Raw genomic sequence first — 24937 nt, forward strand, 5'->3', positions numbered from 1 at the left:
ACAAATGACCGGCGCCGAAACGACGGATCACGACATGATTTTTCCCGGGAATGCCCGCAAGCAAATCGCTACACTGCGCCCATGCCGCGTGCCGGAAGCACGCAAGAGTCAACGATCAGCGGGATGCAGGAGATAGGCGTGCTCAAGAAACTGGGAATCAAAGGTCGCGTGTTGTTGCTGACCCTGTTGCCGACCAGCCTGATGGCGCTGGTGCTGGGCGGCTATTTCACCTGGACGCAGCAGTCCGACCTGCAGGCCCAATTGATGCAGCGCGGCGAAATGATCGCCGAGCAACTCGCTCCGCTGGTGGCGCCGGCCATGGGTCACGGCGATTCCGATCTGCTCGAGCGCATCGCCACCCAATCCCTTGAACAACCGGACGTGCGCGCGGTGACGTTCCTCGCCCCCGACCGTTCGCCACTGGCCCACGCCGGCCCGACCATGCTCAACCAGGCCCCCAGCGGCGACAGCACGCAACTGCTGCGGCGCAGCGGCAACGACGCCACCCGCTATCTGCTGCCAGTGTTCGGCAAACACCGCAATCTCGCTGGCGAACTGATCCCTCAAGAGTCCGATCGCCTGCTCGGCTGGGTCGAACTGGAGCTGTCGCACAACGGCATGTTGCTGCGTGGTTATCGAAGCCTGTTCGCCAGCCTGTTGCTAATTGCTGCAGGACTCGCCGGCGCCGCACTGCTGGCCCTGCGCATGGGCCGCACGATCAATCGCCCGATCAGCCAGATCAAACAGGCAGTCGCGCAACTCAAGGACGGTCATCTGGAAACCCGCCTGCCGCCCCTCGGCAGTCAGGAACTGGATGAACTGGCGTCCGGCATCAACCGCATGGCCGGCACCCTGCAAAATGCCCGGGAAGAATTGCAGCACAGTGTCGATCAGGCCACCGAAGACGTGCGTCAAAACCTGGAAACTATCGAGATCCAGAACATCGAGCTGGACCTGGCCCGCAAGGAGGCCCTGGAAGCGAGCCGGATCAAGTCCGAGTTCCTCGCCAACATGAGTCACGAAATCCGTACGCCGCTCAACGGCATTCTCGGTTTCACCCACCTGCTGCAGAAAAGCGAGCTGACCCCGCGCCAGCTCGACTACCTGGGCACCATCGAAAAGTCCGCCGACAGTCTGCTGGGGATCATCAACGAAATCCTCGACTTCTCGAAGATCGAGGCCGGCAAACTGGTGCTCGACCACATCCCGTTCAACTTGCGCGACCTGTTGCAGGACACCCTGACCATCCTCGCCCCTGCTGCCCATGCCAAGCAGCTGGAACTGGTGAGCCTGGTCTATCGCGACACGCCGCTGTCGCTGGTTGGTGATCCGCTGCGGCTCAAGCAGATCCTCACCAACCTTGTGAGCAACGCGATCAAGTTCACCCGCGAGGGCACCATCGTCGCCCGCGCCATGCTCGAAGAAGAACACGAAGACAGCGTGCAACTGCGCATCAGCATTCAGGACACCGGCATCGGCCTGTCGAACCAGGACGTGCGCGCCTTGTTCCAGGCCTTCAGCCAGGCTGACAACTCGCTGTCGCGTCAGCCCGGCGGCACCGGTCTGGGGCTGGTGATTTCCAAGCGTCTGATCGAACAGATGGGCGGCGAGATCGGCGTCGACAGCACCCCGGGCGAAGGCTCGGAGTTCTGGATCAGCCTGAGCCTGCCCAAGACTCGCGACGACGCCGAAGACCTGCCCGCCGCGCCATTGCTCGGCCGTCGGGTGGCGGTGCTGGAAAACCACGAACTGGCGCGTCAGGCGTTGCAGCATCAACTGGAAGATTGCGGGCTCGACGTCACACCGTTCAATACCCTCGAAAGTCTGACCAATGGTGTCACTGGTGCCCATCAGACCGATCAGGCCATCGATCTGGCGGTGCTCGGCATCACCAGCAACGACATGCCGCCGGAACGCCTCAACCAGCACATCTGGGATCTCGAACACCTCGGCTGTCGGGTACTGGTGTTGTGCCCGACCACCGAACTGACGCTGTTCCATCTCTCGGTGCCCAACCCGCACAGCCAGCTCCAGTCCAAACCGGCCTGCACCCGCAAGCTGCGCCGGGCGTTGTCGGACATGGTCAACCCGCGCCAGACACGCAGCGAACCCGGCGAACCGCTGTCGAGCCGTGCGCCGAAAGTGCTGTGTGTCGACGACAACCCTGCCAACCTGTTGCTGGTGCAGACATTGCTCGAAGACATGGGCGCCAAGGTGCTCGCCGTCGAAAGCGGCTATGCGGCGGTCAAGGCTGTGCAGAGCGAAACCTTCGACCTGGTGCTGATGGACGTGCAGATGCCGGGCATGGACGGACGCCAGAGCACCGAGACCATCCGTCAGTGGGAAAGCGAACGCCATTGCACGCCGCTGCCGATCGTCGCCCTCACCGCCCACGCCATGGCCAACGAAAAACGCGCACTGTTGCAAAGCGGCATGGACGACTACCTGACCAAACCGATCAGCGAACGGCAACTGGCCCAAGTGGTTCTGAAGTGGACAGGACTGGCGCTGCGCAATCAGGCACCGGACCGTGGCGGTGAAAGCCTCGTGGGGCATCAGGACCTGCCGGTACTGGATCACGAAGAAGGCTTGCGCCTGGCCGCCGGCAAGGCGGATCTGGCGGCGGACATGCTGGCCATGTTGCTGGCTTCGCTCGAGGCTGATCGCGAAGCCATTCGCACGGCCCGCGACAATCAGGATCAGAACGGTCTGCTCGAACGGGTGCATCGCCTGCACGGTGCCACCCGCTACTGCGGCGTTCCACAATTGCGCGCGGCCTGCCAGCGCAGCGAAACCCTGCTCAAACAGGAAGACCCCAAGGCCTCAACCGCACTGGATGAACTGGAGCGGGCGATCAATCGTCTGGCGGCGCAGGCGAAGATCAGCGCCTGATCCACGGCAATGCCGGTCAACGCCGACGCGGCTACAGTTGTCGCGGGTGATTTACGCCCGCGTCGATGCTTCAGGAGGATTTCATGCGCACGATCGTTTTCAGCAGCCAGACCTACGACCGCGACAGTTTCCTCGCCGCCGACTGCCCGGCCGACATCGAGCTGCACTTTCAACCGGCCCGACTGAGTCTCGACACGGCGCCCCTGGCCGACCGGTACGAAGTGGTCTGTGCCTTCATCAACGATGACCTCAGCGCTCCCGTGCTGGAGCGCCTGGCGGCCGGCGGAACCCGACTGATCGCCCTGCGTTCGGCGGGTTACAACCATGTCGACCTGAGCGCCGCCAAACGCCTGGGACTGGTCGTCACGCGCGTACCGGCCTACTCGCCCCACGCGGTGGCCGAGCATGCGGTGGCGCTGATTCTTGCACTCAATCGCCGACTGCACCGGGCCTATAACCGCACCCGCGAAGGCGACTTCAGCCTGCACGGGCTGACCGGTTTCGATCTGGTCGGCAAGACCGTCGGCATTGTCGGCACCGGTCAGATCGGCGCAACGTTTGCGAAAATCATGCACGGTTTCGGCTGTGAGCTGCTGGCCTTCGACCCGTATCCGAACCCGGCCGTCGAAGCCTTGGGGGCGCGCTATCTCAGTCTGCCGCAACTGCTGGAGCAATCGCAGATCATCAGCCTGCATTGCCCGCTCAACGAGCAGAGCAAGCACCTGATCAACCGTGATTCGCTGGCGCACATGCAACCCGGTGCGATGCTGATCAATACCGGGCGCGGTGGCCTTGTAGACACACCGGCGCTGATCGACGCTCTGAAGGACGGCCAACTGGGGTATCTGGGGCTGGATGTTTACGAAGAAGAGGCGCAACTGTTTTTCGAAGACCGCTCCGACCTGCCTTTACAGGACGACGTGCTCGCGCGGTTGCTGACATTCCCCAACGTGATCATTACTGCGCATCAGGCGTTTCTGACCCACGAGGCGCTGGGTGCGATTGCCGCCACCACCCTGCACAACATCGCGACCTGGGCGGCAGGAACGCCGCAGAACCAGGTCGAAGGCTGACAATCGATCGTCAGACCGGAGGCGGCGTCGGGGCAATCGCCACGCAAAAAATCAGCAACGCCAGCCAGCCGAAGCCAAACAGTCGCTGCTTGAGGGAGTGGCCCCGACGCAGCAGAAACCAGACAAACATCATCGGCATCAGAAACGCCATGACCTTCAGCCAGCCCTCTACCGGGCGCACACCATCGACATACGACTGTTGCTCGACCGCTTGCTCGGCTGCCTGTTCGGCCTGCTGCCGGCGGCGGCGCCCAGCGGCGGCGGGCATGACTTTGGGTTCCAGGGCAGACGCAGGAGCGGCTTCTGCGACGAAAGCGTCGGTAACTGCCTTGTTCCGGGGCAGACTGCCAAAGGAAATCGTTGATGTCGCGGTGGCCGGCCGGGAAACCTGCAGTGGTGCGTGTTTACCCGTCATCGGAGCCCCGCAATGAATGCACGTCATCGCTTCGGGGCTGATGCTCCGCTTGCATTCATAACATTCGATCAGCGCCATGTTCCGTTCCTTAGAGATGAAGGCGGCAGTTTGCCACGACTGTGGTGTCGATTTGAACCGGATCGAAGGTCGCAAGCGCGCGTTATTCTGCAATCAAGCCCGTGCTAGCATGTCGCGCATATTTGGAGGACCCATGGTCGAACACGATTTCCGCTACACCCTGATGAACCCGCAACACACCCTCACCGAATGCCGCGCCCTCGTACCGGGCCGTTATCAGGTCACCGGCAACGGTGGTTCGATCCGTATCGGTGACGTGCTGGTCGTGACCCTCAAAGGCAGCAAGGACTTGTCCATGCGCCTGACCGTCGACACCGTCCGCCACCTGATCAACCCGCCGGGTCAATGGACCGCGATGACCACCGGCCCGGTGTTCGGCGAACTGGCGATCCATACCTGGCAGGTCAACTGTGACAGCTGCGCCAAGGAACTGAGCTTCGAATTCGCGGTAGACGCCAAGCTCGGCAAACCGGCAGAAAAACCAGCCGCTACGGCACGTATCGCCGAGCTCGGCTGGAAAGCCGTCGATGACAAGCACCTGTGTCCGAAATGCCAGGAGCCGGCGTGATGAAACACCTGGCCCTGACCGCCGCTTTCGGCGCCGGCCTGATGGGTTGCGCCGCGGAGCCTGTGCAACTGCAACAGAACCGCAGCTACATTCTGGAGTGGATCGGCGAGCGGCCACTGATGGACTACAGCCACCTGACTGTGACCCTCGGCGATGATGGCCGGGCGTATGGCAACGGCGGCTGCAACCATTGGTTCGCGCCCTACACTCTGGAAGGCGACAAACTCAGCTTCGGCAAGGTCGGCAAGACCCGCAAACTGTGTGCTCCGGCGTTGATGGAGCAGGAACAGCGTTTCCTCCAGGCCCTGGAGAAAGTCGAGCGCTGGGACGTTTCGCCCATCGAGCAGATGCGTTTCTGGCCTGCCGAGGGCAAGCCATTGCGCTGGTGGCTGGAAGAGGGCTGACCTTCCAATCGTTCCCACGCAGAGCGTGGGAACGATCCTCAATTGCTCGCCTTCAATGCCTCCAGCTTCGCCATCACCCCCGCCGCCGTCTGCTCGCCCATCAACTGTTCCCGCACCTTGCCCTTGTTGTCGATGATGTAGGTCACCGGCAAGGCCTCACTGCGCGGCAGTTCGAACAGATCCGCCGGATCCTGCGCCAGCACGGTGAACTTGATGCCGAGTTTCTCGCTGGCACCTTTCAGCTCTTCACCCTGCACGTTGTCGAAGTTGACCCCGAACACACCGATCTTCTTGCCCTTGAGCTCGTCGGCCAGATGATTGAGTTCCGGGATTTCCGTGCGGCACGGACCGCACCATTCGGCCCAGTAATTGAGTACGACCCATTGTTTGTCCAGGCGCTCGGACGCGACCTTCTGCCCGTTCTGGTCAATGCCGTAGTCGTTACCGCAGCCGCCCAGCATCAACGCCCCGATGATCGTCAATGCCGCTGCCAGTCGCCGTGTCATGTCATGTTCCTTGTGAAAAATTGAATGCGCCTGCGACCCATCGCCTCCCAAGGTTCTGGATTGCGCGCTGCACAGTTAGAATAGCCGCCACTCTACGCAAGAAGCGACCCGCCCATGACCGATCTGACGCTTTATCACAACCCGCGCTGCTCGAAATCCCGCGGTGCGCTCGAACTGCTCGAAGCCCGTGGCCTGACGCCGAACGTGGTGCGCTACCTCGAAACGCCGCTGGACGCCGCGCAAATCAAGGCATTGCTCGGCAAGCTGGGGATCAGCGCCCGGCAACTGCTGCGCACCGGCGAAGACGAATACAAGACCCTGAACCTGGCGGATGTCAGTCTCACCGAGAAACAATTGATCGAAGCCATTGCGGCGCATCCGAAGTTGATGGAGCGCCCGATCCTCGAAACTGGCGACAAAGCCGTCATCGGCCGTCCACCGGAGCAGATCCTGGAGCTGTTGCCGTGAGTGCGCCGTACATTCTGGTCCTGTATTACAGCCGCAGCGGTTCGACCAACGAGATGGCCCGGCAGATCGCCCGTGGCGTCGAACAGGGCGGCCTCGAAGCGCGCCTGCGCACCGTGCCGGCGATCTCCACCGAGTGCGAAGCCGTGTCGCCGGACATTCCGGATGAAGGCGCGCTGTACGCCACGCTGGATGACCTGAAGAACTGCGCCGGCCTGGCCCTCGGCAGTCCGACCCGTTTCGGCAACATGGCCGCGCCGCTCAAGTACTTTCTGGATGGCACCAGCAACCTGTGGCTGACCGGCGCGCTGGTCGGCAAACCGGCCGGCGTGTTCACGTCCACCGCCAGCCTGCACGGCGGTCAGGAGACCACCCTGCTGTCGATGATGCTGCCGCTGCTGCACCACGGCATGTTGATCACCGGCCTGCCCTACAGCGAATCGGCGCTGCTGGAAACCCAGGGCGGCGGCACGCCGTACGGCGCCAGCCATCACGCCGGGGCTGACGGCAAAAGCGGCCTCGATCAGCACGAAGTGGCGCTGTGCCGCGCACTGGGCGCACGTCTGGCCAGGACGGCCCAGAAGCTGGGGAACTGAGATGGCCAGAAAGCCGAAAGTCCTGCCCGCCGTCGAATGGCTGGAGCCACGGGTGCGGGCGATGCGGGTGATCAGTCTGCTGTGCTTTTTCGGTCTGGCCGGACTGCTCGCTGCGTATTACCTTGTGTTCGCCGACCTCCACGGCGCGCGGCCGTGGGTGATTCTGCTGATTGAGCTGATCCCGTGGCTGGTGCTGGCACCGGGCATGATCATGGGCAGCGCCCGCGGGCATTCGTGGATGTGCTTTGTGGTGAACCTGTATTTCATCAAGGGCGCACTGGCGGCGTATGACCCGAGCCGCCAGTTGTTCGGCGTGCTGGAGATGATCGCCAGTCTGGCGGTGTTCTGCTCGGCGCTGCTGTATGTGCGCTGGCGGTATCAGTTGAACCGCAAGCTGGCCGGCGAAGGCGAAATCTCCGTCGCCTGACAGCTCTCCCGGTATCGTTCCTACGTTCTGCGTGGGAACGATCACTCGGTCTCAATGGTTGACGGTGTATGCCAGCATCATCGAAATCTGGCTCATCGGCCGTCCGCCACTTTCTTCATGCCACTGGTTGAACGCGTTCTGCACCGTGGCCAGATCCCGCAGACTGCTCGGTGCCTTGTCGACGATCTTCTGTGCATTCAACGCCGCGACCACATCGTAGCTCGGCACGAACGTGTCCTTGCCAACCATGCGCAGGAAGCGTGGCGCCGACAGCCCGCCCAATTGATGACCGTGCTTTTTCAGGTAGGTCCACAGGCCGACGATATCGGTCACCGGCCAGTCCGCCAGCAATGCGCCGAAACTGCCCTTTTCTTTCTCGACGTCCAGAATGAACTGCGCATTGCGCGGCACGCTTTTCAGTTTGCCCAGGTGACGGATGATCCGCGCGTCCTGCATCAACCGCTCAAGGTGTTCGGCGCTCATCAGTACGACCTTTTCCGGATCGAACTTGAAGAACACTTCTTCGAAAGCTGGCCACTTGGCGTCCACCAGGCTGTGCTTGAGCCCGGCACGGAAGACCCTCAGGGCCATGGTCGAGAGATAACGGTCGTCGCTGATCTGGCGCAATTGCGCCGGGGTCTTGGGAACAGGCAGATGGGCTTCCAGTTCAGCCGCCGAACCGAATCGGTTCAGACAGTATTCGTGCAGCCACTTGTAATCGCGCATGCCCTCTCCTAGAAAACGAATTGAAAACGGCGCCCGCGAGCGCCGTTTTTTTTCAAGCGATCGGATCGCTTACAGGTTCACCACGTTAACGAAACGCGAAGCCGCGGTTTCATCAATCTTCAGGCTGGTGAAGTCGAACAGGTTACGGTCAGCCAGTTGCGACGGGATCACGTTCTGCAGGCTGCGGAAAATGCTCTCGGTACGGCCCGGGGTCTTGCGCTCCCAGTCCTGGAGCATTTCCTTGACCACCTGACGTTGCAGGTTTTCCTGGGAACCGCAGAGGTTGCACGGAATGATCGGGAATTGCTTGAAGTCCGAGTAGGCCTGGATGTCTTTCTCGTTGCAGTAGGCCAACGGGCGGATCACCACGTTGCGTCCGTCGTCGGCGCGCAGCTTCGGCGGCATTGCCTTTAGGCTGCCGTTGAAGAACATGTTGAGGAAGAACGTCTCGACGATGTCGTCGCGGTGATGACCGAGGGCCATTTTGGTCGCACCGATTTCGTCGGCGAAGGTGTACAGCGTGCCGCGACGCAGACGCGAGCACAGCGAGCAGGTGGTCTTGCCTTCCGGGATCAGTTCCTTGACCACCGAGTACGTGTCTTTCTCGACGATGTGGTACTCGATGCCCAGCTCTTTCAGGTAGGCCGGCAGCACGTGCTCAGGGAAGCCCGGCTGCTTCTGGTCCATATTCACGGCGACGATCTCGAACTTGATCGGTGCAACCTTCTGCAGGTGCATCAGCACGTCGAGCATGGTGTAGCTGTCCTTGCCCCCGGACAGGCAGACCATGACCTTGTCGCCGTCTTCGATCATGTTGAAGTCGGTGACTGCTTCGCCGGCCAGGCGGCGCAGGCGCTTTTGCAGTTTGTTCTGGTTGACCGTAAGAGTGCCCATGACGCGAAATCCGTGAGGTGTGACGAAAGGCGGGCATTTTACGCAAAAACACCGGGGTTGTGGCCACAGGTTGTCGCCCCCTCGATTGCCCGTTTGCACAGACCCCGACGCGATTACCCCGCCGGTTTACAGCGCGATTTGCTCTAAGACCCTATTACCTGTGCGGTTAAGACCTTTCTATACTGCGACATAAGGTCGCACGCAATCTGAAGACCTGTATTTGCTCGGCCACATTGGCCCGTAGGCGCTCCGCTGGGGGGCGATGGCAATAAAAAGAGGAGTGACTGGCATGATCCATCACGTAGTGGGACTTTTTACCCACCCCGATCAGGAATGGAAGGAAATCCGTGGCGACCAAGAGGAAAGCATCAGCCACATGTACCTGACACACACGCTGATTCTGGCGGCGATCCCCGCCATTTCGGCGTTTATCGGCACGACGCAGGTCGGCTGGGTCATCGGCAGCCGCGCACCGGTGATGCTCACCGTCGAAAGCGCGTTGTGGATGACCATCATGTCGTACCTGGCGATGCTCGGCGGGGTCGCGGTCATGGGTGCTTTCGTGCACTGGATGGCCCGCACCTATGACGCCAACCCGAGCCTGGCCCGCTGCGTGGCGTTTGCCACCTACACCGCGACACCATTGTTCGTCGGCGGGCTGGCGGCGTTGTATCCACATATGTGGCTGGGGATGATCGTCGGTACGGCGGCCATCTGCTACACGGTGTACCTGTTGTATGTGGGGTTGCCGACCTTCATGAACATTCCGTCTGACGAGGGTTTTCTGTTTTCCAGCTCGGTACTGGCGGTAGGTCTGGTGGTGCTGGTGGCCATCATGGCGTTTACCGTGATTGTCTGGGGACTGGGCGTGGGGCCCGTCTACACGAATTAGGTGGCTGCAACGCCGAGAAGAACAAGATCCGCCAACACAGGCCGCCGCAAGGCGGCCTTCTCATGCCTGAAAGAGACGTCGCGACCATTCGGCAGTTTGGCGATACGCAACGCCGAAAGGTTGCGGCATACTCCGAACCTCTGGAGATCCATCAAGCATGCCCGAGCAACTCAATACCCGCGTCGAAGACTGTTTCCAACTCGCTGAATCCTTTTTCAAACGTCCCTTCAAACGCCCCGTCGTGAGCCTCAAGCTGCGCGGGCAAAAAGCCGGGGTCGCGCATCTGCACGAGAACCTGCTGCGCTTCAACCCGCAGCTGTACCGGGAAAACACCGAACACTTCCTCAAGCAGACCGTGGCCCACGAAGTCGCGCACCTGATCGCCCATCAACTGTTCGGCGACCGCATCCAGCCCCATGGCGAGGAGTGGCAACTGATCATGCGCGGGGTCTATGAGCTGCCGCCGGATCGCTGCCATACCTACGAAGTCAAACGGCGCAGCGTGACCCGCTACATCTATAAATGCCCCTGTGCCGACAGTGATTTCCCGTTTTCGGCCCAGCGCCATAGTCTGGTGCGGCAAGGCCGGCGGTATTTGTGCCGCCGATGCCGGAATACGCTGGTGTTCAGTGGCGAGATGCGGGTCGAGTGAGTCAGGCGATCACCTTGGCTCGCCGCAATTCGGCAATGCGCTCAACACTCAAGCCCAACTCCCCCAACACCTGATCCGTATGCTGCCCCAGCGCCGCGCCGATATGTCGCGGCGACGGCAACCCTTCGGAAAACTTCAGCGGGCAAGCGATCTGCGCCTGCGTCGAGCCATCCCCACGCGGCACCTGAGTCACCAGCTCCCGCGCCTGCAACTGCGGATGCTGCACCGCCTCGCCCAGGTTCAGAACCGGTTCGACACAGGCATCAATCCCGGCGAACAACTCGCACAGTTCAGCAAAGTCATGCTTCTCGAACTCGACCTTCAAGGCGTCCTTGAGCGCCCGTTGTTGCTCGGGTTTGGGTGATAAACCCTGAGCCGCCAGTTCCGGCCGACCCAACGCGGCGCACAGTTGCTGCATGAACGCCGGCTCCAGACTGCCCACCGACATCCAGCGCCCATCCCGGGAGCGGTAGTAATCGTAGAAGCTGCCGCCATTGAGCATCTGATCCTCCCAGCCCGGCTCCTCGTCACAGGCGAGATACCCGGCACCGGCCATGGCGTTCAGGCTGAACGAACAGTCAGTCATGCTCACGTCCAGATGCGTGCCCTGCCCGGTCTGCTGCCGTGATATCACCGCAGCCAACAGGCCGATCACCCCATGCAGCGAGCCACCCGCGACATCCGCCACCTGCATGCCCAACGGCAACGGCCCGCTGTCCGCGCGCCCGGTGTAGCTGGAGAGCCCGGCCAGTGCCAGATAGTTGATGTCATGCCCGGCGCGATCCTTGTAAGGCCCGGTCTGGCCGTAACCGGTGATCGACACATAAATCAGCTTCGGATTGATCGCCTTCAGCGCCTCGTAACCCAGCCCCAGCCGCTCCATCACGCCGGGGCGAAACTGCTCCAGCACGATGTCGTAGTTCGCCAGCAACTGCCTCACCAGCTCCAGCGCCTCAGGCTGCTTGAGGTCCAGCGCCAGACTGCGTTTATTGCGATTCAGGTAGGCGTGGCTGGCCGAAGTCCCGTGATCGTGAGGCGGCAACACCCGCAGCAGATCAAGGCGGGTCGGCGATTCGATGCGCAGCACCTCGGCGCCCATGTCAGCCAGCAACAGCGAGGCGAACGGCCCCGGCAGCAGGGTCGAGAAATCCAGAATCTTTAGTGAGGCCAGCGGTGCAGACATGGGCGATCTCCTTCAACGATGCATGCAGCCTAGGCAGCCGTCGGCGCTGGGGCAATTACCGGATGCATCAGTTGCGCTGACCGTTGCGCTCAAATCGCAGGCAAGAAAAAACCCGCCGCAGCGGGTTTTTCCATTCAAGCGATGCTTACTTCACATTGCTCGGGGTCGGGCCTTCGGCCACACCCAGGTCGTCTTCGTGACGCTGGTCGACGATACCGCGACCGCCCGAGGCCAGCTCGGCGTCCAGTACGTCGGTGTCCAGTTCCTTGACCCACTTGGCCACAACGATGGTGGCAACGGCGTTGCCGACCAGGTTGGTCAGGGCGCGGGCTTCGGACATGAAACGGTCGATACCCAGGATCAGTGCCAGACCGGCCACTGGCAGGTGACCTACGGCCGACAGGGTGGCTGCCAGTACGATGAAGCCCGAACCGGTCACACCGGCGGCGCCTTTGGAGGACAGCAGCAACACCACCAGCAGGGTGATCTGGTGAGTGATGTCCATGTGGGTGTCGGTCGCCTGAGCGATGAACACGGCCGCCATGGTCAGGTAGATCGCGGTACCGTCAAGGTTGAAGGAGTAACCGGTCGGGATCACCAGACCCACTACCGATTTCTTCGCGCCCAGACGCTCCATCTTGATCAGCATGCGTGGCAGTACCGATTCCGACGAGGAAGTACCGAGCACGATCAGCAGCTCTTCACGGATGTAGCGGATCATCTTCAGCACGCTGAAGCCGTGCATGCGGGCGATGGCACCCAGCACGATCAGGATGAACGCCAGGCAAGTGATGTAGAAGCACGCCATCAGTTGACCCAGCTGCACCAGCGAGCCGACACCGTAGGCGCCGATGGTGAAGGCCATCGCACCGAAGGCACCGATCGGCGCGAGCTTCATGATCATGTTGATGATGTTGAACATCACGTGGGCGAAGCGATCGATGAAGTCCAGGATCGGCTTGCCGTAGGCACCCAGGCGATGCAGGGCGAAACCGAAGATCACCGAGAACATCAGTACTTGCAGAATGTCACCGGTGGCGAACGCGCCGACGATGGTGGTCGGGATCACGTTGAGCAGGAAGCCGACAACGCTCTGGTCAGCGCCCTGTGCTACGTAGGTAGCGACTTTCGAGGCGTCGAGGGTGGCGACGTCGATGTGCATGCCGTTGCCCGGCTGCACGATGTTGACCACGATCAGGCCCACCAGCAGGGCGATGGTCGAAACGATTTCGAAGTACAGGAGCGCGTAACCGCCGGTCTTGCCGACCGACTTCATGTTCTGCATGCCGGCGATGCCGCTGACCACGGTGCAGAAGATGATTGGCGCGATGATCATTTTGATCAGTTTGATGAACCCGTCACCCAGCGGCTTTACGGCCACGCCGAACTGCGGGTAGTAGTGGCCGAGCGCAATACCGATACAGATTGCGACGATCACCTGGAAATACAGGGATTTGTACAGTGGCTGACGAGTCGTCATTGCAAAGTTCCTCAAGAGTCCCGCGTAGCAACATCCATCTGTTGAACGCGACACTTGAATTGCGAACCCTCCTGCACTGGAGGGATTTGTTGTGTCGAGCGACGCTTTTCCGGACCGGCTCGGCGCACGCTTCTGTCGCTTTTATCGCAAACCTCGTGCCACTTTGGTGCAATTCGCTGCAAGCCTTTTGATATCAGGGGATGCAGGTTTTTCTGTGTCACCATTCGGTTACCCAAGCGTGGCGGATTTCCGCCAACGCACCCGGTCTCGTCCTACAATTTGGCGGAAATCCGCCTTGTTGCCGATCAGAGCCGCCGGCTACCATCGGTCGCCAGAGGAAGGATTTGCCGTTTATGCGCGAACGCACCATTGCCAGTCACTTCGCCCGTGCCGCCCTCGTCGGCGCGCGCCGTCGCGGGTTCGATCATTCGGGTCTGCTGCTACAACTGGGTATCAGTCCCGAACTGCTCGACGAGCCCCGTGCGCGGATCGCCCCGGAACAATTCACCCGACTGATCCAGAACCTGTGGCTGGCCCTGGACGACGAATGCCTGGGCTTAGGCAACGCGCCCAGCAAGACCGGCACTTTCGCCATGATGTGCCACGCCATCATCCATTGCCGCAGCCTGGAAAAGGCTCTGCAACGCGGCTTATTGTTTTATAGCCTATTCCCAGAGGCCCCGCGCCTGAGCCTGACCCATGAAGATGAATGGGTGCGTCTGAGCCTCGACGATTCGCAATGGTGGGATCCGGATCACTTTCTCTCCGAGAGCCTGCTGGTGATCTGGCATCGCCTCGGCAGCTGGCTGATCGGCCAGCGAATTCGCCTGGAACAGGCAAGTTTCAGCTACCCGAAACCGGCGCACGGGGCGGAGTACGATTTGCTGTTCTCGTGTCCGCTGGAGTTTTCGGCACCGCAAAGCAGTCTGGTGTTTCACAGTCGCTATCTGCACATGCCGCTGTTGCAGGACGAGCGCACGCTCAAGCACTTTCTCGAACGCTCTCCCGCCGACCTGCTGTCTCGCCCGGACGACGGCAACAGCCTCAGCAGCCGATTGCGCCGCCTGCTCAGTCATGACAGCGCGCGCTGGCCGGACCTGGAAGCCGTCGCGGCGCATCTGCACATCAGCCCGCAGACCCTGCGTCGGCATTTGCGCGAGGAAGGCACCAGTTTTCAGGAGTTGAAGGATCAGTTGCGCCGGGACATTGCGATTTATCACCTGGGGCGGGCCGATCTGTCGTTGCAACAGATCGCCGAACAGCTCGGGTTTTCCGAGCCGTCGGCGTTTCATCGAGCGTTCAAGAAGTGGACGGGGCTGACGCCGGGGGCTTATCGGGCGCAGGAGCAGTAGGCGATCACACCGCCGGGAAATGAATCCTGAACGCCGCCCCGCCCATTGGTGAGTCGCCCAACGTCAGCTTGGCGTTGTAGCTCTCGATAATGTCCTTGACCACCGCCAGCCCGATCCCCTGCCCCGGGTGCTGGCGATCCAGGCGTTCACCGCGTTCAAGAATCCGCGCGCGCTGATGCTGCGGAACACCCGGGCCATCGTCTTCGATGCACAACTCGATGCCGGCTAGGCTTTCGCGCACGCTGATGCGCACTTCGCCGAGGCACAGGCGATAGGCGTTTTCCAGCAGGTTGCCCAGCATTTCCAGCAAGGCGCCCTGCTCGATCGGCAGGTAGCAGTGTTCCGGCAGGTCGAATGCCACCCGCACGCGTTTGTCGCGGTAGACCTTGTCCAGGGTGTCGCACAGGCTTTTGAGCACCGGACGCAGGCGCACCTGATGGCGCACCAGACCGCTTTTACGCAGGCTGGCGCGCTGCAGTTGATAGCTGATCTGCTGACTCATGCGCTCGATCTGGGCTTGCAGCACCCAGGCCTGATCGCGATCTTCGGGACGCTGGGCCATGTCTTCGCTGACGCCCTGCAACACCGCCAGCGGGGTTTTCAGGCTGTGGGCCAGATCATCAAGGGAGTCACGGTAACGGCTGCGTTGCTGACGCTCGCTGTGCAGCAAGCGGTTGAGCGAGCCGGTCAGACGCAACAGTTCACGGGGGTGCTGTTCGGTGAGGCTTTCGCGGGTGCCGCTTTCGATTTCGTCCAGTTCCTGGCTGAGCCGGCGCAAGGCTTTCAGGCCCCAGGTCAGGCCGATCCACAGCAGCGAGAGCAGCACCAGCAACGCAGCGCCGAAGCCGAGGTAGAGGTTTTCCCGCAGGCCTTCGAGGGTGGTTTCGTATTCACGCACCGGTTGCAGCGCAACGATGCTGAACGCCGCATTCTTGCCGCCGAGCAGTTTGACTTCGACGTCGTAGACGAAGAATTCCTGACCGCTGGCTTCGCGAATCCGCGCAAACTCGCTGCCCATCCCGTCGTAACGCGGTTTGTAGTTGATCTGCTCTTCCTGGGTCGCTTTCGAGCGCCAGACCAGATGACCTTCGCGGTCGTAGATGTAGCCGAGCAGACGGAAGTCGGCGAGGTTGAAACGCTCGTCCGGCAACTGCATCGGCATCACCAGACGACCGTTTTCAATCCGAGCCGCAGAAATCAGTGTGGTGACATCCGAAGCCAGGCGCTGCTCGATGGAATCCTGCAGCGCCAGGCTGAACGCCCCTTGCATCGCCGGAAGCAAGGCGAGCATGAACAACACCGCCAGCGTCGTGGCGGCCAACATCAAACGAACACGAAGCGAACGGATCAAGTGCAGCGCTCATTGAACAGATAGCCGAGCCCGCGCACCGTGTCGATCGGCTTGAATCCGGCCGGGCCTTCGAGCTTGCGCCGCAGACGCCCGACCAGCACTTCGATCACATTCGGATCACGCTCGTCGTCGTCCGGGTACAGCTGTTCCATCAGGCGATCCTTGGGCACCACTTGCTGATGGTGGCGCATCAGGTATTCGAGGATCCGGTATTCGTAGGCGGTCAGCGCCAGAGGCTGTTCATCGAGGGTCGCCTGCTTGCGATTGAGGTCGAGCAACAACGGCCCGGCGACGATGGACGACTGAGTGAAACCGCTGGAGCGGCGCAGCAGGGCATTGAGCCGCGCTTCGAGTTCTTCGAACTGGAACGGTTTGACCAGGTAATCGTCGGCGCCGGCGGCCAGGCCTTCGACCTTGTCCTGCCAGTTGCCGCGAGCGGTGAGGATCAGGATCGGGAAGCTCTTGCCGTCCTGGCGCAACTGGCGGATCAGGTCGAGCCCGCCCATGCCCGGCAGGCCGAGGTCGATCACCGCCAGGTCAAAGTTGAATTGCCCGGTCTGGTACAGCGCCTCTTCGGCATTGGCCACGGACTCGACCACGTGACCGCTTTCCGTCAGGCGGGTTTGCAGGTGATGACGCAACAGCGCTTCATCTTCGACGACCAACAGTTTCATGACGCTCTCCCGGGCAAATCAGCATCTCCAACAGCATACCTGCGACAACGGTGTACTGCCGCTTTTGAGGGGCCTGTACATTACATCCCTCGCACGTGGTTCAAGATTACTGAACCCGGCCTGTACCTGCCCTGAACGCATCCTGAACCCGGGCGCAATCAAATGAACTAGGCTGTCTTGACCTTTTATTGTCAGGAGACCCGATCATGCGCCTGTTCCTTGCCCTCACCCTGCTCGCCTTCAGCAGCCTCAGCGCGGCTGCAATCAAAACTGAGGAAATACCTTATCAGAGCGCCGATGGCACGAAACTGATCGGTTATTACGCCTATGACGACGCGATCAAGGGACCTCGCCCCGGCGTGGTGGTGGTCCATGAATGGTGGGGCCTGAACGACTACGCCAAGCGCCGCGCCCGGGATCTCGCCGGGCTCGGCTACAGCGCCCTGGCCATCGACATGTACGGTGAAGGCAAGAACACCGAGCACCCGAAAGACGCGATGGCGTTCATGCAGGCTGCCACGCAGAACGCCGATGCCGCCAGCAAACGCTTCGAGGCCGGCCTCGATCTGCTGAAAAAACAGCCACAGACCGACACCGGCAAACTGGCCGCCATCGGTTACTGTTTCGGTGGTGGCGTGGTGTTGAATGCGGCGCGTCAGGGTGTGCCACTGGCCGGCGTGGTAAGTTTCCACGGCGCACTCGCCACCAAGACCCCGGCGACGCCCGGCAGCGTCAAGGCGAAGATCCTCGTCGAGCACGGCGCGCTGGACAGCATGGTCACCGCCGACAACGTCACGGCGTTCAAGTCTGAAATGGACAAGGCCGGCGCCGACTATAAATTCGTCAGCCTCGACGGCGCCAAGCATGGTTTCACCAACCCCGATGCGGATCGTCTGAGCCACGGCGATCACGGTGGCCCGGACATCGGCTACAACAAGGCTGCGGATGAAAAATCCTGGGCGGACATGCAGGCCTTCTTCAAGAAAATCTTTGGCTGAGCCCACTGGTTCCCGCGCCCTGCGCGGGAACGTTCCACACCCGCGCACTATCCAGCCTCAAAGCAACCCGGCAAAATGCCCGCCATGAATTCCAGCCCCCTCCTCCCAGCTTGCTGCACCCCGCTCGATGCCCATTGGCCATTGCCGATCGTGCTGCCGGACACCGTGCTGCTGAGCACCCATTTCGACCCGTCGCAGTTGCTCGGCGATGATTTCCGCCGCAGCGCCATCGAGCCGCCGCCGAGCATCCAGCGCTCGGTGGCCAAGCGTCAGGCGGAGTTTCTCGCCGGGCGTATCTGCGCCCGGGCCGCACTGCAAAAACTGGAAGGTTCAAACAGTGTCCCGGCGATTGGCGAGGATCGCGCACCGGTATGGCCGGCACATATTTGCGGCTCGATCACCCACAGCACCGGCCGGGCAGCCGCGATTGTCGCCAACAAGCAACACTGGCGCGGGCTGGGCATGGATATGGAAAACCTGCTCAACGCCGAACGGGCCGAGCGCCTGGCCGGGGAAATCCTCACACCAGCGGAAATGCAGCGCATGGCCGCCGGCGCCCGCGATCAACTGGCGCTCTGGGTGACGCTGACGTTTTCGGTGAAGGAAAGCCTGTTCAAGGCGCTGTACCCGATCGTCCAGAAACGTTTCTATTTCGAGCACGCCGAAATGCTCGAATGGACCGAGCAAGGTCATGTGAGGCTGCGCCTGCTGACGGACCTGTCCAGCGAATGGCGCAACGGGACCGAGCTGGATGCACAGTTCGGGGTACACGACGGGCAGTTGTTGAGCCTGGTCAGCATTCAGGTTTGAGCGGTTTCAACGCCGCTCCTGATTCCGCGGCCAGCTCAGACTGAAACACGCCCCGCCCAGACTCTTGCTCTTGCCGATCAGCGCCCGGCCGTCATGCCAATGAATGATCCGCCGCACAATCGACAATCCCAAGCCGTGTCCGCCAGACGCCCGCGTACGGCTGTCGTCCAGCCGCAGAAAGGGCGTGAAGATTTTCTCCCAGGCACTTTCCGGCACACCGGGACCGTCGTCCTCGACATCCACCCGGCAACGCATCTGCCCGACCTGATAACTGACCGTGACCTTCGAGCGCGCATGGCGCATGGCGTTGCCCACGAGATTCTGCAAGGCCCGATGCAGGTAACGCGGCTCGGCCTCGACCCAGGCATCGTCGCAATCAGCCGCCGACAGGCACAAGCCGCGTTGCACCGTGACGTCGGCACGCAGTGGCGCCAGTTCTTCGATCACCTGATTGACCAGTGCGTCGAGATCGATGCGCTGGAAGGTCAGCGCCGGCGAGCCCTGCTCCAGCCGTGCATAGGTGAGCATTTCGTCCACCAGCTTATCGAGGTCCTCGATGTCGTGGTCCATGCCCTCGCGGTACTTTTCCAGTGCTTGCGGGGTGGTGGCCGAGCCGATCATTTCCAGACCGAAGCGCAGGCGCGCCACCGGCGTTCGCAGCTCGTGAGATACCGCGCGCACCAGCTCACGCTGGATCGCCAGCAACTGCTGCAGATGCTCGGCCATGCCGTTGAACGCCGCCGCCAGTCTGCCCACCGAGTCGGCCCCTCGCGCCGGCACCCGGGTTTCCAGACTGCCTTTGGCAATGCGGGTAGCGGCGGCTTCGAGACCGCGCAAACGCCGTTCCAGCTGACGCACCAATAAATAGACGATGAGACCGATCAGGGTCAGACCCAATGCGGCAATCAGCACCAGCCATTGCGGCGGGTACGGATTCATCTGATAGAGCGGACCGATTTCCAGCACCCACGGCGTGCCGACCATCCCGGCGAACACCCGGATCGAATCACCGCCCTTGCCCAGTGCCATCACCGTATCGCCCTCCGACACGCGACGGCTCTGGTCTTCATCCATGTCGGCCTCGTTCACAGTGACCAGCCGCAGATCGAAGCCGAACCCCTTCTCTTCCTTTAGTTGCGCGAGGCGTTTGGGCTGCTCGCCCACCGGCACCCGCACCAGTTCATCGGCCAACAGGTAGATGGTCGCCCGGGCCAGTTGCTCGCTGATCTGCTGCACCTCGCCCACCAGCACAAGCTGTTCCTTGTCGCTGACCAAACGGTAGACCTTTGCCGCATGCGGCCCGGTCTGCTCGACCAAGGCCTGGCCGCGCTGCACGCGGGTGCGCTGGGTCAGATCGAGATCGGTCTGGTTGAACTTCTTCAACGTCAGCGGAATCCCCAGCAATCGTTCCCATACCAGCAAGGCGCGGTGGCGCTCGGTATCGTTCATCGGTTGCAGGTTGTCGGCCATCAGGGAAAACGTGCCGTGGGCCAGGCGCTCGCGGTATTGCTCGCTGCGCACCTGATTGAGCAAGTGCAACGCCAGCACACCGAGCACCGCCACCAGAATCAGTGCCGCACACATGCCGCCGTAGATGCGCAGAAAGATCGAATTCACAGCGGCAGTTCTACGCAGGCTTCAGGCACGAACAGATAACCCTTGCTGCGCACGGTCTTGATCAGGCGCGGATGATCAGGGTCATCGCCAATCTTCGGACGGATGCGCGAGATGCGTACATCGATCGAACGGTCCTGGCCGTCGTAGCCGATGCCGCGCAACGCGGTGAAGATTTCTTCCCGGGACAGGATGCGTCCGGCGTTGGACACCAGCAGCCACAGCAGATCGAATTCGGCGCTGGTCAACTCGATGCCGCTGTCGCTCAGCCAGGCTTCGCGCAAGGCGTTGTCGACCACCAGCGGGCCGAATTGCAGACGGCGCGGTTTGCCCGACGCCGGCTCCGGTGCATCACTGCGTCTCAACAATGCCTGGATGCGCGCCAGCAACAGTCGCGGGCGAACCGGTTTGCACACGTAATCATCGGCACCGATGTCGAGGCCGAGGATCTGGTCGGCGTCGTCGGTGCGCGCGGTCAGCATGAGGATCGGCCCGTCGTACTGGTCGCGCACCTTGCGGCAGATGCTCAGGCCATCTTCACCGGGGAGCATCAGGTCGAGGATCACCAGATCCGGCTGCTCCTTGATGATCCGCGCCGCCGCCAGCGCCCCGTTGCCTTCGATCTCCACCTGCAATCCATTGGCTTGCAGGTATTCGCGGGTCAGTTCGGCCAGACGCTGGTCGTCCTCGACTATCAATACCTGCCAGGCTTCTTGCTCCACGGGTGACCTCTGTTTGCCGATGCTGCGAATAAAGGAAGGATCCTCCCGTCTTTTTGTCATCTTTAAGGAGGATAAGAATGCGTGTGTCAGGGCCGATTGTATAAACGGCGTACAACGAGAACACAAGTCGGTAAATGCGTTCGGACAAGGCTGTTTTCTGTGATAGGGTTCGCGCCCTTAAAAATCCGCTGAAGCGTTTTTCCCGGCGAAAAAACAGTGACAAACGGTCTAGCTCAGCAGGTTCACGGCCTACAAAGGCTTTCCCTGTTTCGCACACAATTTACGCACAGGGTTATCCACAGGCTTTGCGTTGCAATCGCCCCCCAAAACGCATTATCTTGTAGCCCGCGCCAAAAAAAACCCTACATGTAGGGGTTCGCGCCAAAAACCAAACACAAACCGGACAGTGAATTCAAGGCTTTTTATTGCCATTGTCAGGTTGAACCAAACGTATTTTCAGAAGCCCAAACCGCGCCTGCGGATGGCTACCGTTTTTCAGCCGATCACGGCGTAAACGGTACGGGTGTTGCAGTGGCGAAACTGCTCCCCGAAAGGAATGCGGTTTCACGCGTATCGCGCGAACCGAAGACTTCGGCATGGAAGCGGCGCCCACAAGGCCCACTTCCTGAACTGTCCCGAAGTCGTTACCCGGCGCTGGCCGGTCGTAGTGCTTCAGGACGGAACGGTGGGCACCGTGATGGTGCCCAAACAAACATAGAGAACGTGGAGACACCCATGCAAACCGACACAACTCGCGAGAACCCGCAGGGCACCTTGCCGCAGGCCGCCGATTCGAATTCGGATCTGGCTGCCACCGCGCCTGGTCAACTGCGTGTGATCAAGCGTAATGGCACTGTCGTTCCTTACACCGATGACAAGATCACCGTCGCTATCACCAAAGCGTTTCTCGCAGTTGAGGGCGGCACCGCTGCCGCTTCGTCGCGAATCCACGACACCGTTGCCCGCCTGACCGAACAGGTCACCGCGACCTTCAAGCGTCGCATGCCATCGGGCGGCACCATCCACATCGAAGAAATCCAGGACCAGGTTGAACTGGCCCTGATGCGTGCCGGCGAGCAGAAAGTGGCTCGCGATTACGTGATCTACCGCGACGCCCGCTCCAAGGAACGCGCCACCCGCACCACCGCCGATGCTCCGGTTCAGGCGCACCCGTCGATCCGCATCACACGCGCCGACGGCAGCCTCGCGCCGCTGGACATGGGACGTCTGAACACCATCGTCACCGAAGCCTGCGAAGGTCTGGCCGAAGTCGACGGCGACCTGATCCAGCGCGAAACCCTGAAGAACCTGTACGACGGCGTGGCCCTGAACGACGTCAACACCGCACTGGTAATGACCGCGCGTACCCTGGTCGAGCGTGAGCCGAACTACTCGTTCGTGACCGCCCGCCTGCTGATGGACACCCTGCGTGCCGAAGGCCTGGGCTTCCTGGGCGTCGCCGAGAGCGCGACCCACCACGAGATGGCCGACCTGTACGCCAAGGCACTGCCGGCCTACGTCGCCAAAGGTATCGAGTTCGAACTGCTGAACCCTGTGCTGGCCTCCTTCGACCTGGAAAAACTGGGCAAGGCGATCAACCACGAGCGCGACCAGCAATTTACCTACCTGGGCCTGCAGACCCTGTACGACCGCTACTTCATCCACAAGGATGGCGTGCGTTTCGAACTGCCACAGATCTTCTTCATGCGCGTGGCCATGGGCCTGGCGATCGAAGAGAAGCAGAAAGAAGACCGTGCGATCGAGTTCTACAACCTGCTGTCCTCGTTCGACTACATGGCTTCGACCCCGACCCTGTTCAACGCCGGTACCCTGCGTCCACAGCTGTCGAGCTGCTACCTGACCACCGTTCCGGATGACCTGTCGGGCATCTACCACGCGATCCACGACAACGCCATGCTGTCGAAATTCGCCGGCGGCCTGGGCAACGACTGGACGCCGGTGCGTGCACTGGGTTCGTACATCAAGGGCACCAACGGCAAGTCCCAGGGCGTTGTTCCGTTCCTGAAAGTCGTGAACGACACCGCCGTTGCCGTTAACCAGGGTGGCAAGCGCAAAGGCGCTGTGTGTGCCTACCTGGAAACCTGGCACATGGACATCGAAGAGTTCATCGAGCTGCGCAAGAACACCGGTGATGACCGTCGTCGTACCCACGACATGAACACCGCCAACTGGATCCCCGACCTGTTCATGAAGCGTGTCTTCGATGACGGCAAGTGGACCCTGTTCTCGCCGTCCGAAGTACCGGACCTGCACGACCTGACCGGCAAGGCCTTCGAAGAGCGCTACGAGTACTACGAAGCCCTGACCGAGTACCCGGGCAAGATCAAGCTATTCAAGACCATCCAGGCCAAAGACCTGTGGCGCAAGATGCTGTCGATGCTGTTCGAAACCGGCCACCCATGGCTGACTTTCAAAGACCCGTGCAACCTGCGTAGCCCGCAGCAGCACGTCGGCGTGGTTCACAGCTCGAACCTGTGCACCGAGATCACCTTGAACACCAACAAGGACGAAATCGCGGTCTGCAACCTGGGCTCGATCAACCTGCCGAACCACATCATCGACGGCAAGCTGGACACCGCCAAGCTCAAGCGCACCATCGACGTAGCCGTTCGCATGCTCGACAACGTGATCGACATCAACTACTACTCGGTACCGCAGGCGAAGAACTCCAACTTCCGTCACCGTCCGGTCGGCCTGGGCATCATGGGCTTCCAGGACGCGCTGTACCTGCAGCACATCCCTTACGGTTCCGACGCTGCCGTCGAGTTCGCCGACAAGTCCATGGAAGCGGTCAGCTACTACGCGATCCAGGCTTCCTGCGACCTGGCCGACGAGCGCGGCTCGTACGAGACGTTCCAGGGTTCGCTGTGGTCCAAAGGCGTACTGCCACTGGATTCGCAACAGATCCTGATCGAAGCACGTGGCCAGAAGTACATCGACGTCGACCTGACCGAGTCCCTGGACTGGGCACCGGTTCGCGCCCGTGTACAGAAAGGCATCCGTAACTCGAACATCATGGCCATCGCACCGACCGCGACCATCGCCAACATCACCGGCGTATCGCAGTCGATCGAACCGACCTACCAGAACCTGTACGTGAAATCGAACCTGTCGGGCGAATTCACCGTGATCAACCCGTACCTGGTTCGCGACCTGAAGGCTCGTGGTCTGTGGGACTCGGTCATGATCAACGATCTGAAGTACTACGACGGTTCGGTTCAGCAGATCGAGCGCATCCCGCAAGAACTCAAAGAGCTCTACGCGACCGCGTTCGAAGTGGACACCAAGTGGATCGTTGACGCCGCCAGCCGTCGTCAGAAGTGGATCGACCAGGCCCAGTCGCTGAACCTGTACATCGCCGGCGCATCGGGCAAGAAGCTGGACGTGACCTACCGCATGGCCTGGTACCGTGGTCTGAAAACCACCTACTACCTCCGTGCCCTGGCTGCGACCAGCACCGAGAAGTCGACCATCAACACCGGCAAGCTGAACGCTGTTTCCAGCGGCGGCAACCACGGTGACGATTCGGTCCTGGCAGCGCCAGCCGGCCCTGCTCCGGTACCGAAGGCCTGCGCCATCGACGAGCCGGATTGCGAAGCTTGCCAATAAGCTGAGCTGAATCGGGCGTTGCGAGACGCCTGATCCGAGAACCCCCGACAGACTTCTGGTTTGTCGGGGGTTTTCTTTTGGCCGCGAAAAAAAATCAAAAGCCCCCCCCACCCTAACCCTCTCCCGAAGGGAGAGGGGACTGACCGAGGTGTTTGGTAGAGGTACGCCGACGTGAAATACCGAGGTGAACTCGGGGTTTAAAACACATGCCATGCAACTCAGCTTCTTCTGCCTCCACTCCTACTCCTGCCTCGGCTTTGGCTTTGGCTTTGGCTTTGGCTTTCGCTCTCCACCACTCAACACGATGAGCGTTAGCTCGAGTACAGCTTTTGACGTGCCGGCCCCTTCGGCAGGCTGAGTGGAGGGATTTATCCGGGGGTGGGCGCGCAGCGCCGTTCGACGGAGTCGAACACATCGAGAGGAGGTGTAGCGAAGCAAACCGGAGGCGATGCCCCCGGATGAATCCCGGAACGAAGGAACACCGAGCCTAGGCGAGGTGCCGAACGCCGGGGCCCAGCGTTTTGCTTACTTTTGG

23 protein-coding genes are annotated in these 24937 nt (G+C 61.3%); 13 read left to right on the forward strand and 10 right to left on the reverse strand.

Translation table 11 applies throughout. The features are described 5' to 3' along the window. Nucleotides 1-138 precede the first annotated feature (138 nt). Nucleotides 139-2892 carry a response regulator gene (locus NH234_RS22380; RefSeq protein ID WP_367254340.1) on the forward strand — a complete coding sequence of 918 codons (2754 nt, stop codon included), beginning with the start codon at nt 139-141 and terminating at the stop codon, nt 2890-2892. Nucleotides 2893-2975: 83 nt separating this feature from the next. Beyond that, a complete protein-coding gene (locus NH234_RS22385; RefSeq protein ID WP_367254341.1) occupies nt 2976-3965 on the forward strand; it encodes a 2-hydroxyacid dehydrogenase in 990 nt (329 codons plus the stop codon). A 10-nt stretch (nt 3966-3975) separates the two neighbouring features. On the opposite strand, the gene NH234_RS22390 is transcribed toward NH234_RS22385, so the two are convergent. Beyond that, complete coding sequence (locus NH234_RS22390) at nt 3976-4458, reverse strand: hypothetical protein (protein ID WP_367254342.1); 483 nt, start codon at nt 4456-4458, stop codon at nt 3976-3978. A gap of 133 nt (nt 4459-4591) precedes the next feature. Here NH234_RS22390 and NH234_RS22395 point away from each other — a divergent pair, with 133 nt between their 5' ends. Then, on the forward strand, nt 4592-5026 hold the full coding sequence (locus NH234_RS22395; protein ID WP_192558738.1) for a hypothetical protein: 435 nt from the start codon (nt 4592-4594) through the stop codon (nt 5024-5026). Then, on the forward strand, nt 5026-5430 hold the full coding sequence (locus NH234_RS22400; RefSeq protein ID WP_367254344.1) for an META domain-containing protein: 405 nt from the start codon (nt 5026-5028) through the stop codon (nt 5428-5430). Before NH234_RS22395 ends, NH234_RS22400 begins: the two co-directional genes overlap by 1 nt. A 38-nt stretch (nt 5431-5468) precedes the next feature. On the opposite strand, the gene NH234_RS22405 is transcribed toward NH234_RS22400, so the two are convergent. Beyond that, nucleotides 5469-5936 carry a TlpA disulfide reductase family protein gene (locus NH234_RS22405; RefSeq protein ID WP_085730415.1) on the reverse strand — a complete coding sequence of 156 codons (468 nt, stop codon included), beginning with the start codon at nt 5934-5936 and terminating at the stop codon, nt 5469-5471. A gap of 114 nt (nt 5937-6050) precedes the next feature. On the opposite strand from NH234_RS22405, the gene arsC reads away from it, so the two are divergent. Genes arsC through NH234_RS22420 form a run of 3 tightly spaced genes read left to right on the forward strand, consistent with a single transcriptional unit; the run spans nt 6051 to nt 7424 of the window. Further along, entirely contained in the window at nt 6051-6404 is a 354-nt protein-coding gene (arsC, locus tag NH234_RS22410) for an arsenate reductase (glutaredoxin) (RefSeq protein ID WP_367254345.1), read from the forward strand. Continuing rightward, a complete protein-coding gene (gene wrbA / locus NH234_RS22415; RefSeq protein WP_085730413.1) occupies nt 6401-6997 on the forward strand; it encodes an NAD(P)H:quinone oxidoreductase in 597 nt (198 codons plus the stop codon). The genes arsC and wrbA overlap by 4 nt, the downstream gene beginning before the upstream one ends. A gap of 1 nt (nt 6998) precedes the next feature. Next, complete coding sequence (locus NH234_RS22420; protein ID WP_085730412.1) at nt 6999-7424, forward strand: DUF2069 domain-containing protein; 426 nt, start codon at nt 6999-7001, stop codon at nt 7422-7424. A 51-nt stretch (nt 7425-7475) separates the two neighbouring features. Here NH234_RS22420 and NH234_RS22425 read toward each other — a convergent pair whose 3' ends face one another. Both NH234_RS22425 and ttcA read right to left on the reverse strand, forming a co-directional pair. Next, nucleotides 7476-8150 (reverse strand): DNA-3-methyladenine glycosylase I, encoded by a 675-nt coding sequence (locus NH234_RS22425; protein ID WP_085730411.1) that lies wholly within the window; start codon nt 8148-8150, stop codon nt 7476-7478. Nucleotides 8151-8219: 69 nt separating this feature from the next. After that, a complete protein-coding gene (gene ttcA, locus NH234_RS22430) occupies nt 8220-9044 on the reverse strand; it encodes a tRNA 2-thiocytidine(32) synthetase TtcA (RefSeq protein WP_011335493.1) in 825 nt (274 codons plus the stop codon). 289 nt (nt 9045-9333) lie between these two features. Between ttcA and NH234_RS22435 the strand changes: the two genes are divergently transcribed. Further along, a complete protein-coding gene (locus NH234_RS22435; protein ID WP_085730410.1) occupies nt 9334-9936 on the forward strand; it encodes a Yip1 family protein in 603 nt (200 codons plus the stop codon). 157 nt (nt 9937-10093) lie between these two features. Next, entirely contained in the window at nt 10094-10588 is a 495-nt protein-coding gene (locus NH234_RS22440) for a SprT family zinc-dependent metalloprotease (RefSeq protein ID WP_007957760.1), read from the forward strand. A gap of 1 nt (nt 10589) precedes the next feature. On the opposite strand, the gene NH234_RS22445 is transcribed toward NH234_RS22440, so the two are convergent. Both NH234_RS22445 and NH234_RS22450 read right to left on the reverse strand, forming a co-directional pair. Next, a complete protein-coding gene (locus NH234_RS22445) occupies nt 10590-11771 on the reverse strand; it encodes a CaiB/BaiF CoA transferase family protein (RefSeq protein WP_367254346.1) in 1182 nt (393 codons plus the stop codon). A 145-nt stretch (nt 11772-11916) separates the two neighbouring features. Beyond that, nucleotides 11917-13251, reverse strand: a complete 1335-nt coding sequence (locus NH234_RS22450; RefSeq protein ID WP_085730407.1) for a dicarboxylate/amino acid:cation symporter — start codon at nt 13249-13251, stop codon at nt 11917-11919. A 353-nt stretch (nt 13252-13604) separates the two neighbouring features. Between NH234_RS22450 and NH234_RS22455 the strand changes: the two genes are divergently transcribed. Further along, nucleotides 13605-14603 carry an AraC family transcriptional regulator gene (locus NH234_RS22455; RefSeq protein ID WP_367254347.1) on the forward strand — a complete coding sequence of 333 codons (999 nt, stop codon included), beginning with the start codon at nt 13605-13607 and terminating at the stop codon, nt 14601-14603. Between the two features lie 4 nt (nt 14604-14607). Here the strand turns inward: NH234_RS22455 and NH234_RS22460 are convergent, their stop codons facing one another. Then, complete coding sequence (locus tag NH234_RS22460) at nt 14608-15954, reverse strand: ATP-binding protein (protein ID WP_367254348.1); 1347 nt, start codon at nt 15952-15954, stop codon at nt 14608-14610. Beyond that, a complete protein-coding gene (locus NH234_RS22465) occupies nt 15951-16628 on the reverse strand; it encodes a response regulator transcription factor (protein WP_085710996.1) in 678 nt (225 codons plus the stop codon). The genes NH234_RS22460 and NH234_RS22465 overlap by 4 nt, the downstream gene beginning before the upstream one ends. A gap of 206 nt (nt 16629-16834) precedes the next feature. Between NH234_RS22465 and NH234_RS22470 the strand changes: the two genes are divergently transcribed. Both NH234_RS22470 and NH234_RS22475 read left to right on the forward strand, forming a co-directional pair. Further along, nucleotides 16835-17626, forward strand: coding sequence for a dienelactone hydrolase family protein (locus NH234_RS22470; RefSeq protein WP_367254349.1), 792 nt, complete (start codon nt 16835-16837; stop codon nt 17624-17626). Nucleotides 17627-17710: 84 nt separating this feature from the next. Next, nucleotides 17711-18436, forward strand: a complete 726-nt coding sequence (locus NH234_RS22475) for a 4'-phosphopantetheinyl transferase (protein ID WP_367254350.1) — start codon at nt 17711-17713, stop codon at nt 18434-18436. A 6-nt stretch (nt 18437-18442) separates the two neighbouring features. On the opposite strand, the gene NH234_RS22480 is transcribed toward NH234_RS22475, so the two are convergent. Continuing rightward, a complete protein-coding gene (locus tag NH234_RS22480) occupies nt 18443-20053 on the reverse strand; it encodes an ATP-binding protein (protein ID WP_367254351.1) in 1611 nt (536 codons plus the stop codon). After that, a complete protein-coding gene (locus NH234_RS22485; protein WP_085730401.1) occupies nt 20050-20772 on the reverse strand; it encodes a response regulator in 723 nt (240 codons plus the stop codon). Before NH234_RS22485 ends, NH234_RS22480 begins: the two co-directional genes overlap by 4 nt. A gap of 735 nt (nt 20773-21507) precedes the next feature. On the opposite strand from NH234_RS22485, the gene NH234_RS22490 reads away from it, so the two are divergent. Continuing rightward, nucleotides 21508-24402, forward strand: a complete 2895-nt coding sequence (locus NH234_RS22490; protein ID WP_367254352.1) for a ribonucleoside-diphosphate reductase subunit alpha — start codon at nt 21508-21510, stop codon at nt 24400-24402. The last annotated feature ends 535 nt before the right edge of the window (nt 24403-24937 follow it).

The organism is Pseudomonas sp. stari2, assembly GCF_040760005.1.
GTDB lineage: Bacteria > Pseudomonadota > Gammaproteobacteria > Pseudomonadales > Pseudomonadaceae > Aquipseudomonas.